Origin of the sequence: Nocardia sp. NPDC050710, from assembly GCF_040654375.1 — a bacterium.
Taxonomy (GTDB): Bacteria; Actinomycetota; Actinomycetes; order Mycobacteriales; family Mycobacteriaceae; genus Nocardia.
Genome location: NZ_JBFAHV010000004.1, coordinates 138,629 through 153,489, shown reverse-complemented (window position 1 = coordinate 153,489; position 14,861 = coordinate 138,629). Strand labels below are relative to the sequence as shown.

Genomic DNA, 14,861 nt, shown 5'->3' with positions numbered 1-14,861 from the left:
CAATACGGATCATGCATCGACACGGGCCGACTCAGGACATCGATGAATCCGCGCTGACCGTGACCCCGCCGAAGAAGCAGGCCGCGGGTGTCACCGCGGTGGCCGTGTCGCTGAAACGCTCGGTCGAGGAGATGGGTGTCGTGCGCACCGCCCGCACACTGGCCCGGGTCAATCAGGTGCACGGCTTCGACTGTCCGGGCTGCGCTTGGCCGGAGCCGAGCGGGCATCGCCGTCCGGCCGAGTTCTGCGAGAACGGCGCCAAGGCCGTCGCCGAGGAGGCGACACTGCGCACCGTCACCCCGGAATTCTTCGCCGCGCATTCGGTCGAGGAGTTGGCGGGGAAGTCCGGGTACTGGCTCGGGCAACAGGGCCGTCTCACCCACCCGATGGTGTTGCGCCCCGGCGCCACCCATTACGCACCCATCGACTGGGACGACGCCTACCGGCTGATCGTGGATGAACTGCGCGGCTCGGCATCCGCGGACGAGGCCGTCTTCTACACCTCCGGGCGCACCGCCAACGAGACCGCGTTCCTCTATCAATTGCTGGTCCGCAGCTACGGCACCAACAATCTGCCGGACTGCTCGAATATGTGCCACGAATCCTCGGGCGCCGCGCTCACCAGTTCCATCGGCATCGGCAAGGGTTCGGTCTCGATCGACGATTTCGATGCCGCGGATCTGATCATCGTCGCGGGCCAGAATCCGGGTACCAACCATCCGCGCATGCTCAGCGCCCTGGCGGGCGCCAAGGCGAAGGGCGCAAGGATTATCGCGGTCAATCCACTGCCGGAGACCGGTCTGCTCGGGTTCCGCGATCCGCAGACCGTCAAGGGCGTCACCACCGGCGTCGCCATCGCCGATGATTTCCTGCAGATCCGCCTCGGCGGCGATATGGCGCTGTTCCAGGGCCTGGGACGGCTGCTGTTCGAGGCCGAGGATCGCGCGCCGGGCACGGTGGTCGACCGCGCCTTCGTCGACGCACACTGCGCGGGCTTCGCCGAGTACGAAAAGCAGACGCGCGCTGTCGATCTCGGCATAGTCGAGGCGGCGACCGGACTCACCCGCGCCGAAATCGAGCGCACCGCACGGCTGCTGGCCGAGTCGAAGAGCACCATTATCTGCTGGGCAATGGGCCTGACCCAGCAGCGGCACGGCGTCGCCACCATCGAGGAGGCGACGAATCTGCTGTTGCTGCGCGGCATGATCGGCAAGCCGGGCGCGGGTGTCTGTCCGGTGCGCGGCCATTCGAATGTGCAGGGCGACCGCACCATGGGCATCTGGGAGAAAATGCCGAACTCCTTCCTCGACGCGCTGGACCGCGAATTCGGCATCACCAGCCCGCGCACCCACGGCTACGACACCGTGAACGCCATCCGCGCCATGCGGGAGGGCAAGGCGACGATATTCTTCGGGATGGGCGGCAATTTCGTCTCCGCCACCCCGGATACCGAGGTGACCGAGGCCGCGCTGCGCGGCTGCGCGCTCACCGTGCAGGTCTCCACCAAACTCAACCGCAGCCACGTGGTGCACGGGCGCACCGCGCTCATCCTGCCCACCCTAGGCCGCACCGACGAGGATCTGCGCGGCGGGGTGAAACAGCAGGTGTCGGTGGAGGATTCGATGTCGATGGTGCATCTGTCCACCGGTCGGCTGAAGCCGGTCAGCGACCACCTGCGCAGCGAGATCGCCATTGTCTGCGAACTCGCGCTGAACCTGTTCGGCCCCGACCACCCCGTGCCATGGGCGCGATACCGGGACGACTACGACAAGATCCGCGACGCCATCGCCCAGGTTGTCCCCGGCTGCGCGGATTACAACAAGCGGGTCCGCGCGCGCAACGGCTTCGTACTCCCGCATCCGCCTCGGGATTCACGCGAATTCCGCACCACCACCGGTAAGGCCAACTTCGCGGTGAACGAACTGAGCTGGGTTCCGGTCCCGCCCGGCCGGTTGATCCTGCAGACAGTGCGCAGCCACGACCAGTACAACACCACCATCTACGGCCTGGACGACCGCTACCGGGGCGTGCACGGCGGCCGCCGGGTGGTGCTGATGAACGCCGCCGACATCGCCGAATTCGGTTTCGCCGATGGCGATCTGGTCGATCTGATCTCGGAATGGACCGACGGCGTCGAGCGGCGGGTCGAAGGTTTCCGCATCGTTTCCTATGCCACCCCACCTGGCAACGCCGCCGCCTACTACCCCGAGACCAATCCTTTGGTCCCACTGGATCACGTTGCGGCACGGTCGAATACACCGGTCTCCAAGGCCGTCACAATTCGCTTGGAACCACATGTCCACGTGGGTGCCCGGTGAGTAGAGTCACCGCCCGCCGCCCGACCCTGCGGATCTCCGCACACGGCGAGACCAGCCGGCCCGACACCCTGGCCGTCGAGGAACCGCTGGAGATCCGCATCGCCGGGCAATCCCTCACGGTCACTATGCGCACCCCCGGCGCCGATATCGACCTGGTCCACGGATTTCTGTTGGGCGAGAACATCATCGGCACCGCGGAGGACGTAGTGAGCGCCCGCTATTGCGCGGGCACCGATGAGAACGGACAGAACACCTACAACGTCCTCGATGTGGAACTGCGCGCCCCCACCCCGGTGCGCCCCCGCAATTTCCTCACCACCGGCGCCTGCGGCCTCTGCGGGAAGACCGCCTTGGACGAGGTCCGCACCCGCACCCGCCACCCCCTTCCGCTCGACGGGCCGACGATCGACACCACCGTCCTGGCCGCCATGCCGGAGACGCTGCGCGCCCGCCAATCCGTCTTCGAGGCCACGGGCGGTCTGCACGCCGCGGGCCTGTTCACCGCCGACGGCACCGCCCTCGCCGTTCGTGAGGACATCGGGCGCCATAATGCCGTCGATAAGGTGATCGGCTGGGCGATGCGCGAAAACCGTATTCCCGCAGGCGATCTCATTCTGATCGTCAGCGGCCGCGCCTCCTTCGAGCTGGTCCAGAAGGCCGTTATGGCGGGTATTCCCGCACTCGGCGCGGTCTCCGCGCCCAGCTCGCTCGCCGTCGATCTCGCCGCCGATTCGGGTCTGACCCTCGTCGGTTTCCTGCGCGGTGCCACCATGAACGTCTACACCGGCGCGCAGCGTCTCGCGATCTCCCACCCCGCCGCATCCCATCCGGCGTGAGCGGCCCGGAATTCCGGCCGAACATTGCCCGGGGGCGAATGTCGGAATTACCGTGAACGCACCGATCCACTCATTCGGGATGAACGGAGCGACCGATGCGGATTTCGGTAGAACGCAATTCAGGGGGCGTCCGCGTCCGGATGCGGTTCGAGCAGCACCGGCGGCGCTGGCTCGCCGTTCGGATCATCCTGGGGGTGCTCGCGTTCCAGGGGATCGTCGTCGGGCTGTGGGGGGTCCTCGCGCCGCACTCCTGGTACACCAGTTTCCCGGGCTTCGGAATGCAGTGGATCGCGGTCGACGGGCCGTACAACCATCATCTGGCCAGTGATGTCGGCGCCTTCTTCCTGGCGCTGGGCGCGGTATCGCTATTCGCGCTGATCCGCGGCGGGAGCGCGCTGGCGCAGGCGGCCGGAACAGGCTGGACCGTGATGGCCTTACCGCACCTCATCTATCACGCCTCCCACAAGCCCGCCGAGATGGGCACGGCGAGCTTCACCCTCAGCCTGATCGCCGCCGCGGCGCTGCTCGGGCTGGGTGTGGCGCTGCTGTTCGTGCCGCCGCGCGGTACACAGGTCCCCGATTCCGAGCCGATCGAATTCCAGATCCCGCGCCGCCGCACCGGCAAGCGTTAGCAACGCGAACGCCCCACGACGCAAAAGGCCGTGGGGCGTATGAACGGTCTGTGGGATCTAGCTCCAGCCACCGATGGAGGTCAGGTGGTGCAGGGTCCGCACCACGGCCGGGGCGCACAGGTGCCCGTCATCGGGTCCCAGCCACGCCATTTCGGCGATCTCCGCCGCCGGGGCGGGGTTGCCGCGCCCCGGCGCGCGGAAGCAGTGCATCTCGACGAGGGTGCCCGGGCGACCGTGGGCCGGAGCCGTGATGGTCACCTCGGGCGTAATGCCGCGCTCATCGATCTCGACGCCGAGTTCCTCGCGGACCTCGCGGACGAGCGCTCGCGCCAGGGTTTCCCCCGGCTCGGGTTTGCCGCCTGGTAGGTAGAAGGCGTCGCGGCCCTCGGTGCGGACCGCGAGCAGCCTGCCATCCTCGACGCACAACCAAGCAACCGACGTGAGCGTTCGTTCCACGGTCATGATCTGCAGACGCTACCGCGCGAACTAGTCCTTGAGCGCCTCGAGCAGCGCCGCCCGCTGGCGGGCGCCCAGACCACCGATGCGGCGATCCTCCGGAATCTCGGCCTGGTCCATCAGCTTGGCCGCCTTGACCGGTCCGACGCCGGGCAGGGCCTTGATGACCGCGGCAACCTTGGTCTTCTTGACCAGATCGTCGGACTCGGCCTTCTTGAGCAGGTCCGCGACCGAAACCTTGCCGGCCTTCACCTTGCCGATCAGTTCGGAGCGCGCCTTGCGCACCGCGGCCGCTTTGGCCAACGCCTCGGTGCGTTGCTCGGCGGTCATTGTGGGCAGTGCCATGTCTCCTCCGCTTTCACTCGTCACTCGAACATCTGGTTGACCGGACCGAGTAAACAGCACCGCGCCGACCACGCCGCGCCGACACACCGGGCGGAGGTAGCGATGAGTTTTCCGGGTCCGCGCCGTCGTTACGGGTGAAGATCGGGCACAAGGACGGAAGGAATCCGGATCATGGAGCTGTCACTCACCCAATTCCTCACCATCGACGGCGTCTGCCAGGCCCCCGGCGGTCCCGAGGAGGACACGAGCGGCGGATTCACGCACGGCGGCTGGTCGTTCCCCTTCGGCGATGAGGCGTTCGGCGCATTCGTGAGCGAGGTGTTCGACAGGGTCGACGCCTTCCTGCTCGGGCGGCGTACCTATGAGATCTTCGCGGGTTACTGGCCGCAGTACGACGACCCGGAGGACCCCATCGCATCCCGGCTCAACACGCTGCCCAAATATGTCGCCACCACCACGCTCGACAGCGCCGACTGGGCGAACACCGAGCTGTTGCGCGGCGATCTGGTCGCGGAGGTCGCCGCGCTGAAGGAACGCCCCGGTCGCGAACTGCAGGTGCACGGCAGCGGCAACCTCGCGCACACCCTGCTGGCCAACGGGTTGATCGACACCATGAACCTGATGACCTTCCCGGTGGTGCTCGGCACCGGCAAGCGACTGTTCCACGCCGACGCCGAGCCCACGGGTTTCCGCCTGACAGCCTCCCGCGTCACCCCGGCGGGCGTCGTGATCGCGACCTACCGGAAGGCGGGGGCGCCCGAGTACGGGTCCTACTAGGCATTCCCTCGACCACGCCGCCCTCCGCAGCCACATTCCGGTGAGCGGAACGCAAGTAACACCCAGGCCGTGCCGTACGACAGCATTAACAACAGCACCTGCTTCCGGATGAAAGGTTCAACGGCGAACCACGGGGGATCAAAGGCGATCCCCGGCACCGGGCGCGACCCTCGGGTCGTCACCGGATCCGCGATAGCAGGCGTATAAGGAAAAGACCCCACTGGGTGAGATCCGCAATCATCGGACGAGGGAACGCTGCTAGGCTCCGAACTAGAACATGTTTCAATTCGTCAGGAGTTCCGATGGCACAGCAGATCTGCGATGTGGTCGAGCAATACGTCAAACTGGTCGGCTCCGGTCCGACCGAGGACATCGTCAACCTCTACGCGGCCGACGCCACCGTCGAGGATCCCATCGGCACCGAACCCAAGCGGGGACATGCGGCCATCCGCGAGTTCTACGAAGTGATCGCCAATCTCGATCGGGAGACCGAACTCCGTGCGGAGACCGTGCGGATCGCGGGTAACCACGCGGCGTTCATGTTCACCCTCGTCACCAAATTCGGTGATCAACGCTTCACGCTGTCCCCCATCGATGTCATGGAATTCGATGATGAGGGCAAGATCATCAGCATGCGCGCGTACTGGAGCCAAGACGATATGAGCAGCGAATCCGCCTGACTCCCAATCCGATTCACCGGGCCGGTGGATCTCGCCGGATCGAGACCGGCGCGATCCACCGTCGCCCCGCGCCGCCGTTACGCGACGTCGAGAACCGCGGCCGCCAGGTCGGGCCTCGTCTCGAAGTCCGCCGCATCACCGGCGACCTCCAGCAGACGATCGACACACCGGGAGCCCGTGACCAGGCGCATGTGACGCCCGGAATGCCCGACCCGAGATCTCGCCTCGATCAGAACGCGCAGGCCGGCCACACCGAAGAACGTCACCATCGACAGGTCGATGACAATGGTGGGCGAGGCGGTAGGCAAAGAGCCGATCAGGCTGTTCCGCAGGATGTCGGCGGTATAGGAGTCGACCTCTCCCGCGACGGCGCACAAGGTCACCGCGTCGCTGGGCGCGGTGAGGGAAACCTGTAGCCGGTCGATGGGAGCGGGCCGCCGCGATCGCGGCGCAGCGAGCTGGGTGGCAAGTACGGTCGACATGAGGACCCGTCCGGTCGCGCGCACGGCAACTGTGATCCATTGCCGGCGAAGATCATTCGTCCGGGACCACTCGGCGGCCCCGGACTGGGCTGGTTACTCAACCCTGCATTCCGGGTACCCCAACAGACAGGTCTGTACACCCGTCGATCACGATTTCGTCGCGGATAGGGGGCTACCCATGACGTCGGACCGGTCCCCGGCCGCGACGCGCCATCGGATCCACCCCGCCATCGAGAACGGCCCGGCGCGTCCAGTGGACGCGCCCGGGCCGATCGCGGGTAGCTGCGGCGGTTGCCGCTAGGCCGACTTCTCGCGACGCTCGGCGCGCTGCGCCTTGCGCGGCACGATGGTCGGGAGCACGTTCTCGGTCACCGTATCGGCGTTCACGACCACCTTGGCGACGTCGTCGCGGCTGGGGATGTCGTACATCACCGGCAGCAGGACTTCCTCCATGATGGCGCGCAGACCGCGGGCACCGGTGCCACGCAGGATGGCCTGATCCGCGATGGCCTCGAGCGCGTCCTGGGTGAACTCGAGTTCGACCCCGTCCATCTCGAAGAGCCGGATGTACTGCTTCACCAGCGCGTTCTTCGGCTCGGAGAGGATCTTGACCAGCGATTCCTTGTCCAGGTTGGTCACCGAGGCGACCACCGGCAGGCGGCCGATGAACTCGGGGATCAGACCGAACTTGATCAGATCCTCCGGCATCACATCGGCGAAATGATCGGTGGTGTCGATCTCGGCCTTGGAGCGCACCTCGGCGCCGAAACCGATGCCGCGGTGGCCGGTGCGGTCGGAGATGATCTTCTCCAGGCCCGCGAACGCGCCCGCCACGATGAACAGCACATTGGTGGTGTCGATCTGGATGAACTCCTGGTGCGGGTGCTTACGCCCGCCCTGCGGCGGCACCGACGCCTGTGTGCCCTCCAGGATCTTCAGCAGCGCCTGCTGCACGCCCTCGCCGGAGACGTCCCTGGTGATCGACGGATTTTCGCTCTTGCGCGCGATCTTGTCGACCTCATCGATGTAGATGATGCCGGTCTCGGCCCGCTTGACGTCGTAATCCGCGGCCTGAATCAGCTTCAGCAGGATGTTCTCGACATCCTCACCGACATACCCGGCCTCGGTCAGCGCGGTGGCGTCGGCGATGGCGAACGGCACGTTCAGCATCTTGGCCAGCGTCTGCGCCAGGTAGGTCTTGCCACAGCCGGTGGGCCCGAGCATCAGGATGTTCGACTTGGTCAGCTCGACCGTCTCGCCGCGACTGTCGCGCCCCTTGTCACCGGCCTGAATGCGCTTGTAGTGGTTGTAGACGGCCACGGCGAGCGTGCGCTTGGCGGTGTCCTGCCCGATGACGTAGTTCTCCAGGAAGTCCCGGATCTCGGCAGGTTTCGGCAGCTCATCGAGTTTGACCTCGCTGGACTCGGCCAGCTCTTCCTCGATGATCTCGTTGCATAGATCGATGCACTCGTCGCAGATGTACACCCCTGGTCCCGCAATGAGCTTCTTGACCTGCTTCTGGCTCTTTCCGCAGAACGAGCACTTGAGCAGATCGCCGCCATCTCCGATGCGCGCCATCTCGTGGGTCCCTACTTCCTTGTCCGCGTGCAACCGTCCGTCCAGGTTGCCAGCAATCCGCCGAACTCGGGTGTAATCGCGAACACTTCGAGCATGTGCGGCGGGTCGAGCTATGCCGTCAACCGGGAGCAAAGGTCCCTAGGTCGACCGTACCCGGAGTCGTCGACGGAGGTCGACAACTCGAGCATGTTTCTCGTCGGGGATGTGCCGGTTCTCACCACGGTGGAACATGTTCTCCCCTATGGATCGCCACTTCGACATCCGGCCATCCCCGCTCCGGAATCCCTTCCGCCGGATGCCCTTCCGGGCGGTCGGTGCAAACGGAGCGGTCCGGCCGGGACAGATGCCGAGTGGCGGATATCCCGGCCGGACTGTACTGACATAGAGCAACTTACGAGCGATCGACACGCGACGCCAACAGGCGCGCGGGCGGCCGCGTGAATCTACTTCTGGGCGCTGAGCTTGCGGTAACCGAACACTTGATCGACGATCCCGTACTCCTTGGCCTCCTCGGCCGTCAGGATCTTGTCGCGGTCGGTGTCCTTGCGGATGGTGTCCGCGTCCTTACCGGTGTGGTTCGCCAGCGTGGACTCCATGAGCCTGCGCATGCGCTCGATCTCGGCCGCCTGGATCTCCAGGTCCGACACCTGCCCCTGGATGCCGCCCTCCAGCGCGGGCTGGTGGATCAGCACGCGAGCGTTGGGCAGGCAGGCCCGCTTACCGGGCGCACCCGCGGCCAGCAGCACGGCGGCGGCGGAGGCGGCCTGGCCGAGGCAGACCGTGACCACGTCGGCGCGGACGTACTGCATGGTGTCGTAGATCGCCATCAGCGCGGTGAACGAGCCACCGGGCGAGTTGATGTACATGGTGATGTCACGGTCCGGATCCTGCGACTCCAGCACCAGCAGCTGCGCCATGATGTCGTTCGCCGACACATCGTCCACCTGTGCGCCGAGGAAGATGATCCGCTCCTCGAACAGCTTGTTGTACGGGTCCGAGGTCTTGACGCCGTATGTGGTCTGCTCCGTGAACTGCGGCAGGATGTACCGCGAGTGCGGGCCCTGCGGCGCCATGCCGGAAACGCCGGCGCGTGGGTCGATCAGATTGGCCATCTTCGTCTCCAAAGTCTGTGTGAGTGAACGGGTCTGCGCGCGGGGCGTAGCGACTGCGACAGTCGGCTACTTGGCCGAGCCCGAGCCGTTCGCCTGGTTCGCGTGGCTCACCACGTGGTCGATGAAGCCGTACTCGAGGGCATCCTTCGCGGTGAACCAGCGGTCGCGGTCGGCGTCGGCGGTGACCTGCTCCACGGACCTGCCGGTGTGCAGCGCCTGCAGCTCGTTCAGCTCACGCTTGGTGTGTACGAACTGCTCGGCCATGATCGCGATGTCGGCGGCCGAACCACCGATACCCGCCGACGGCTGGTGCATCATGATCCGCGCGTGCGGCAGCGCGAACCGCTTGCCCTTGGTGCCCGCGGTGAGCAGGAACTGCCCCATCGACGCGGCCAGGCCCATGCCGACGGTGCGGATGTCGCACTCGGCGTACTGCATGGTGTCGTAGATGGCCATACCGGCGGTCACCGACCCACCGGGCGAGTTGATGTAGAGCGCGATGTCCTTGGTGGGATCCTCCGCGGCAAGCAGCAGGATCTGTGCGCACAGCTTGTTCGCGATGTCGTCGTCGACCTGGGTGCCGAGGAAGATGATGCGCTCACGCAGCAGGCGCTCGTAGACGGAATCACTGAGGTTGAGACCAGCAGTGGGGGAACTCATGACGACCCCTGCCTTGTTCATTGTCACGGATACCTGCCTTCTCTTCTCACCGGCTTGTTATTGACGCTTCGCTGTCACAAACATTAACGAAGCAGGGCGGCGCCGAACTCCCGGCACCGCCCATCTTCGCTCAGAGCGCAATCACCACATCACGTCGGTGCCGATCACGCTCGCATTCCGTCGAATCTATTCGGCGCTCGCGGCGGCCTCGACGTCGGCCTCACCCTCGGAAGCCTCCGGGGCTCCGAACATTTCGGCGGTGTCCACGGTGTTGCCCGCGGAATCGGTGACCTTCACCTTGCCGACCACACCGGCAAGCGCCTTGCCGCGGCGGACGTCGGCGAAGATCGCGCCGAGCTGACCGGCCTGCTGCACCTGTTGGATGAACTGCTCCGGCGACAGGCCGTAGCGCTGCGACTGGAACAGGATCCGCTCGGTGAGCTCCTCCTGGCCGACCTGGGTGTTCTCCGCCTCGGCGATGGCGTCCAGCAGCAGCTGGGTCTTCACCGACTTCTCGGCGGCCTCCTTGGTGTCCTTGTCGAACTCCTCGCGGCTGCTGCCCTGGGCCTCCAGCGCCTCGGCCAGCTTGGCCTCATCGTGATCGAAGCCGTGCACGGCGTCGTGGGTCACGGCGTCGATCTCGGCCTGCACCACGGCCTCGGGCAGCGGCACCTCGACCTTGTCCAGCAGGGTCTCGAGCACCTTGTCCCGGATCGAGCCGGCCTGCTCGACCTTCTTGCCCCGCTCGACGCGGCTCTTCAGGTCGTCCTTCAGCTCGTCCAGGGTGTCGAATTCCGAAGCCAGCTGGGCGAATTCGTCATCGGCCTCGGGCAGCTCGCGCTCCTTGACGGACTGCACGGTGACCTTGATGACGGCATCCTTGCCCGCGTGCTCACCGGCCACCAGCTTGGAGGTGAACTCGGCGGACTCGCCCGCGGACAGGCCGACGACGGCCTCGTCCAGGCCCTCGATCAGCTGGCCGGAGCCGACCTCGTGCGACAGACCGGTGGTGGCGGCATCGGCCACCTCCTCGCCGTCCACGGTGGCCGAGAGGTCGATCGAGATGAAGTCGCCGTTCTGCACCGCGCGCTCGACGCCGGTCAGGGTGCCGAAGCGCTGACGCAGCGACTGCAGCTGCTCCTCGATGTCGGCGTCCTCGATGGTGAACGCGTCGACGGTGACCTCGATGTCGTCGTAGGACGGCAGTTCGATCTCCGGACGCACGTCGACCTCGGCGGTGAAGGCGAGCTCCTGGCCGTCCTCGATCTTGGTGATCTCGATCTCCGGCTGACCGATGACCTTCACCTCGGAGGTGGTGACGGCTTCGCTGTAGCGGCCGGGCAGCACGTCGTTGACGACCTGCTCCAGGATTGCGCCGCGGCCGAGGCGCGCCTCGAGGAGCTTGGCCGGGGCCTTGCCCGGGCGGAAGCCGGGAATACGGACCTGCTTGGCGAGAGCCTTGTAGGCGCGATCGAAGTCCGGCTTCAGTTCCTCGAAGGGCACCTCGACATTGATCCGGACCCGGGTCGGGCTCAGCTGCTCGACGGTGCTCTTCACGGACATGCTCCTTGTTCGTTGTTCGGTTCGGTGTTCGTGCTGGTCGACATTCCGGTGCGGGCCCCACCGAGCACCCCGATGTCCGGAATGAGAGGCGAAGCGACGCTACGCGCTGACCGGGCTGCGGGCGGTTCGTCGTCCGCGCACCCTGATGTACGCATCCCGACCAGGGTAGTTGACCGGTCGGGACGCCCTGCAATCGGCCGGATTACTTCCCGACGGCGACCGCGTCCGTCACGAAGACCAGCGTCTCGTTGGGTTTGATGCCATTTCCACCTTTGCCGTAACCGAGCTCCGGCGGGATGATCAGCAGCCTGCGCGCGCCCTGCTGAACGCCCTCCAGGCCCTGCTCCCAGCCCGGAATGACCATCCCGGCGCCCAGCGTGAGCTGGAACGGCTTACCCCGGTCGAAGGAGCTGTCCAGCTTCTTCTTGTCCGACCAGGTGACCAGGGAATAGTTCATGGTGAGCGCTTGGCCCGCGGCCGCGCCGGGTCCGCTGCCCGCGACCAGATCCTTCACGACAAGTTGCTTGGGCGGATCGCAGTTGTCCGGGATGGTGATCTTCGGGTTGTCGCCGTAGCCGCCGTCCACCTTGATGTCGTCGGCGGTGCATTCGCGACCGTGGGACTGCGTCGCGGGCGCCGCGGCGGTGCCGGTCGGCTTCGACGAGGTGGCGGTCGAGCTCGTGTCGTCTCCCGAGCCACAGGCGGTCAGCGCGACCGCCGCCGCTGCGATGGCGCCGACTCCGATGATCCTGCCGAGTTTTTGCATGCGGCGGACCTTAGGGCACGCGGGCTCGCGGTGCCCACTCGGCCGTCCCGGTGCGTCGTCCGAGCGCCACAGGTCACCGGATCCGATCGCCGAGCTCCACTCCGGGGGCCAGGTCGGTCGGTAGGCTCGAGATGAATTCTCCACTGCCCCAAGCGTGAGGAGAGTCGGCATATGAGCGGGATGGCGAGCGCCGAGGGCGATACCTCGGCCGACAATGTCGAGAGCAGCGGCGGTCGCACCATTCCGCCCGAGCCCTACCGGCTGGCGGACATCCCGGGTCCGCTGGAGCGCGGTGAACTGGAAGCACTGGACGCGTGGTGGCGGGCGGCCAATTATCTCGCGGTCGGCCAGATCTATCTGATGGACAATCCCCTGCTGCGCGAGCCGTTGCGGGCCGAACACATCAAGCCCCGCCTGCTCGGGCACTTCGGCACCGTGCCCGGACTGAATATGGTGTGGGTGCACGCCAACCGGGCGATCCGCCGGCGCGGGCTCGACGCGGTTTTCGTGGCCGGGCCGGGCCACGGCGGGCCGGGCCCGAATGCCTGCGCCTGGCTCGAGGGCACCTACTCCGAGCTCTACAGCCACATACCGCGTGACGCCGCCGGGATGGGCGCGCTGTTCGCGCAGTTCTCCTTCCCCGGCGGGGTGCCCAGCCACTGTGCGCCCGAGACGCCCGGCTCCTTCCACGAGGGCGGCGAGCTGGGCTATTCGCTGCTGCACGCCTACGGCGCGGCGCTGGACAATCCGAATCTGACGGTGTTCTGCGTCATCGGTGACGGCGAGGCGGAGACCGGGCCGCTGGCGGGCAGCTGGCATGCCAACAAGTTCCTCAACCCCCGCCGTGACGGCGCGGTGCTGCCGATTCTGGCGCTGAACGAGTACAAGATCGCCAATCCGACCCTGCTCGCCCGCATCCCCGAGACCGAGCTGTTGTCCTTGCTGCGCGGGTACGGCTATGAGCCGATCATCGTCGAGGGCGACGATCCGGCGGCTGTACACCAGACGATGGCGACCGCCGTCGACACCTGTCTGGAACGGATCGCGAGTATCCAGCGGGCCGCGCGCGGCGGCACCGACGGTGCGCGACCGCATTGGCCGATGATCGTGCTGCGCACCCCGAAGGGGTGGACCTGTCCCCCGTACGTCGACGGTGATCGCGTCGAGGGCACCTTCCGCGCGCATCAGGTGCCGCTGCCCGCCGCCCGCACCGACGACACCCATCGCGCCGTGCTCGAGCAGTGGCTGCGGTCCTATCGTCCGGAAGAGCTCTTCGACGAGGCGGGCGGGCCGGTCTCCGAGCTGACCGACCTGGTGCCCGATGGCGATCGGCGGATGAGCGCCAACCCGGTCGCCAACGGCGGCACGCTGGTGCGCGATCTGCGACTGCCGGATTGGCGCGACTACGGCGTCGAGGTGAGCGCACCGGGCGCGACCGACCACGAGGCCACCCGCGTGCTCGGCGGCTGGCTGCGCGATGTCACCCGGCAGAATCCGGACAACTTCCTGACCTTCGCGCCGGACGAACTGGCCAGCAATCGGCTGCAGGACATCCTGGAGGTCACCGGCCGGGACTGGCAGGGCGAGGTCGGACCATTCGATGTGAAGCTGGACCGCACCGGGCGGGTCATCGAGGTGCTCTCCGAACATATGTGTCAGGGACTGCTGGAGGGATATCTGCTCACCGGCAGACACGGGGTGTTCACCTGCTACGAGGCGTTCATCCACATCGTGGACGCGATGTTCAACCAGCACGCCAAATGGCTGGACGCCAGCGCCGAGGTGCCGTGGCGGCGTCCCATCGCAAGCCTCAATTACCTGCTCTCCTCGCATGTTTGGCGGCAGGACCACAACGGGTTCACACATCAGGACCCTGGCTTCCTCGATGTGGTGCTGAACAAGAAACCGGCGATCGTCCGGGTGTATCTGCCACCGGACGCGAACACCCTGCTCTCCACCTATGACCACTGTCTGCGCTCACGGCACTACGTCAACGTGGTGGTGGCGGGCAAACAGCCACAGCCCGACTGGCTTTCGGTGCGGGATGCCGCGGTGCACTGCGCGCGCGGGGTCGGCATCTGGGAATGGGCCGGGCACAACGACGCCGTGGGCAGCACGCCCGATGTGGTGCTGGCCTGCGCGGGTGACGTGCCGACGCTCGAAACCCTTGCCGCGGCCGCCATTCTGCTAGATCGGCTGCCCGACCTACGGGTTCGTGTGGTCAATGTGGTCGACCTGATGCGGCTGCTACCCGACGACGAGCACCCGCACGGGCTGCCCGACCGCGAATTCGACACCCTCTTCACCCGGAACCGGCCGGTGATCTTCGCCTTCCACGGATACCCGTGGCTCGTCCACCGGCTGACCTATCGACGCACCAATCACGATTCGATGCACGTCCGCGGGTACCGGGAGAAGGGCACCACCACAACACCTTTCGACATGGTGATGCTCAACGATCTGGACCGCTACCACCTGGTCATGGACGTCATCGATCGGGTGCCCACGCTGCGCGAGCAGGCCGCCGGTTTGCGGCAGGAGATGGTCGACGCCCGCTGGAGCGCGCGGGCGTGGACCCGTGAACACGGCGAGGACATCCCGGTGGTGGCCGACTGGCGCTGGCCCGATCCCAGTCACTGACCCGCACCGCTGCGTA

General features: G+C 66.6%; 14 protein-coding genes. 6 read left to right on the top strand and 8 right to left on the bottom strand.

All coding sequences use genetic code 11. The features are described 5' to 3' along the window. Window positions 1-11 precede the first annotated feature (11 nt). From AB0H61_RS10685 to AB0H61_RS10675, 3 genes are all read left to right on the top strand, one after another. The gene (locus tag AB0H61_RS10685) at window positions 12-2,318 is read left to right on the top strand and encodes an FdhF/YdeP family oxidoreductase (RefSeq protein WP_357301687.1); all 2,307 of its coding nucleotides are present in this window, start codon (window positions 12-14) and stop codon (window positions 2,316-2,318) included. Beyond that, window positions 2,315-3,154, top strand: coding sequence for a formate dehydrogenase accessory sulfurtransferase FdhD (gene fdhD, locus AB0H61_RS10680; protein WP_357301684.1), 840 nt, complete (start codon window positions 2,315-2,317; stop codon window positions 3,152-3,154). Before AB0H61_RS10685 ends, fdhD begins: the two co-directional genes overlap by 4 nt. A 95-nt stretch (window positions 3,155-3,249) precedes the next feature. Further along, window positions 3,250-3,786: a hypothetical protein gene (locus AB0H61_RS10675; RefSeq protein WP_357301681.1), complete on the top strand. Its 537-nt coding sequence runs from the start codon at window positions 3,250-3,252 to the stop codon at window positions 3,784-3,786. Window positions 3,787-3,843: 57 nt separating this feature from the next. Here AB0H61_RS10675 and AB0H61_RS10670 read toward each other — a convergent pair whose 3' ends face one another. Beyond that, window positions 3,844-4,248, bottom strand: coding sequence for an NUDIX domain-containing protein (locus AB0H61_RS10670; RefSeq protein ID WP_357301678.1), 405 nt, complete (start codon window positions 4,246-4,248; stop codon window positions 3,844-3,846). A gap of 24 nt (window positions 4,249-4,272) precedes the next feature. Next, a complete protein-coding gene (gene mihF / locus AB0H61_RS10665) occupies window positions 4,273-4,587 on the bottom strand; it encodes an integration host factor, actinobacterial type (protein WP_067787445.1) in 315 nt (104 codons plus the stop codon). A 171-nt stretch (window positions 4,588-4,758) separates the two neighbouring features. On the opposite strand from mihF, the gene AB0H61_RS10660 reads away from it, so the two are divergent. Then, a complete protein-coding gene (locus AB0H61_RS10660; RefSeq protein ID WP_357301675.1) occupies window positions 4,759-5,364 on the top strand; it encodes a dihydrofolate reductase family protein in 606 nt (201 codons plus the stop codon). A 302-nt stretch (window positions 5,365-5,666) separates the two neighbouring features. Then, window positions 5,667-6,044, top strand: a complete 378-nt coding sequence (locus AB0H61_RS10655; RefSeq protein ID WP_357301672.1) for a nuclear transport factor 2 family protein — start codon at window positions 5,667-5,669, stop codon at window positions 6,042-6,044. 77 nt (window positions 6,045-6,121) lie between these two features. Here AB0H61_RS10655 and AB0H61_RS10650 read toward each other — a convergent pair whose 3' ends face one another. The 6 genes from AB0H61_RS10650 to AB0H61_RS10625 all read right to left on the bottom strand — a co-directional run bounded on the left by AB0H61_RS10650 (window position 6,122) and on the right by AB0H61_RS10625 (window position 12,205). Continuing rightward, window positions 6,122-6,526 (bottom strand): STAS domain-containing protein, encoded by a 405-nt coding sequence (locus AB0H61_RS10650; protein WP_357301669.1) that lies wholly within the window; start codon window positions 6,524-6,526, stop codon window positions 6,122-6,124. A gap of 297 nt (window positions 6,527-6,823) precedes the next feature. After that, on the bottom strand, window positions 6,824-8,104 hold the full coding sequence (gene clpX / locus AB0H61_RS10645; protein WP_357301666.1) for an ATP-dependent Clp protease ATP-binding subunit ClpX: 1,281 nt from the start codon (window positions 8,102-8,104) through the stop codon (window positions 6,824-6,826). 443 nt (window positions 8,105-8,547) lie between these two features. Further along, window positions 8,548-9,216 carry an ATP-dependent Clp protease proteolytic subunit gene (locus AB0H61_RS10640; protein ID WP_357301663.1) on the bottom strand — a complete coding sequence of 223 codons (669 nt, stop codon included), beginning with the start codon at window positions 9,214-9,216 and terminating at the stop codon, window positions 8,548-8,550. 66 nt (window positions 9,217-9,282) lie between these two features. Then, window positions 9,283-9,876: an ATP-dependent Clp protease proteolytic subunit gene (locus AB0H61_RS10635; protein WP_357301660.1), complete on the bottom strand. Its 594-nt coding sequence runs from the start codon at window positions 9,874-9,876 to the stop codon at window positions 9,283-9,285. 186 nt (window positions 9,877-10,062) lie between these two features. After that, window positions 10,063-11,433 (bottom strand): trigger factor, encoded by a 1,371-nt coding sequence (gene tig, locus AB0H61_RS10630; RefSeq protein ID WP_357301657.1) that lies wholly within the window; start codon window positions 11,431-11,433, stop codon window positions 10,063-10,065. Window positions 11,434-11,641: 208 nt separating this feature from the next. Further along, window positions 11,642-12,205: an FKBP-type peptidyl-prolyl cis-trans isomerase gene (locus AB0H61_RS10625; RefSeq protein ID WP_357301654.1), complete on the bottom strand. Its 564-nt coding sequence runs from the start codon at window positions 12,203-12,205 to the stop codon at window positions 11,642-11,644. 171 nt (window positions 12,206-12,376) lie between these two features. Between AB0H61_RS10625 and AB0H61_RS10620 the strand changes: the two genes are divergently transcribed. After that, window positions 12,377-14,845: a phosphoketolase family protein gene (locus AB0H61_RS10620; protein ID WP_357301651.1), complete on the top strand. Its 2,469-nt coding sequence runs from the start codon at window positions 12,377-12,379 to the stop codon at window positions 14,843-14,845. Window positions 14,846-14,861 lie beyond the last annotated feature (16 nt).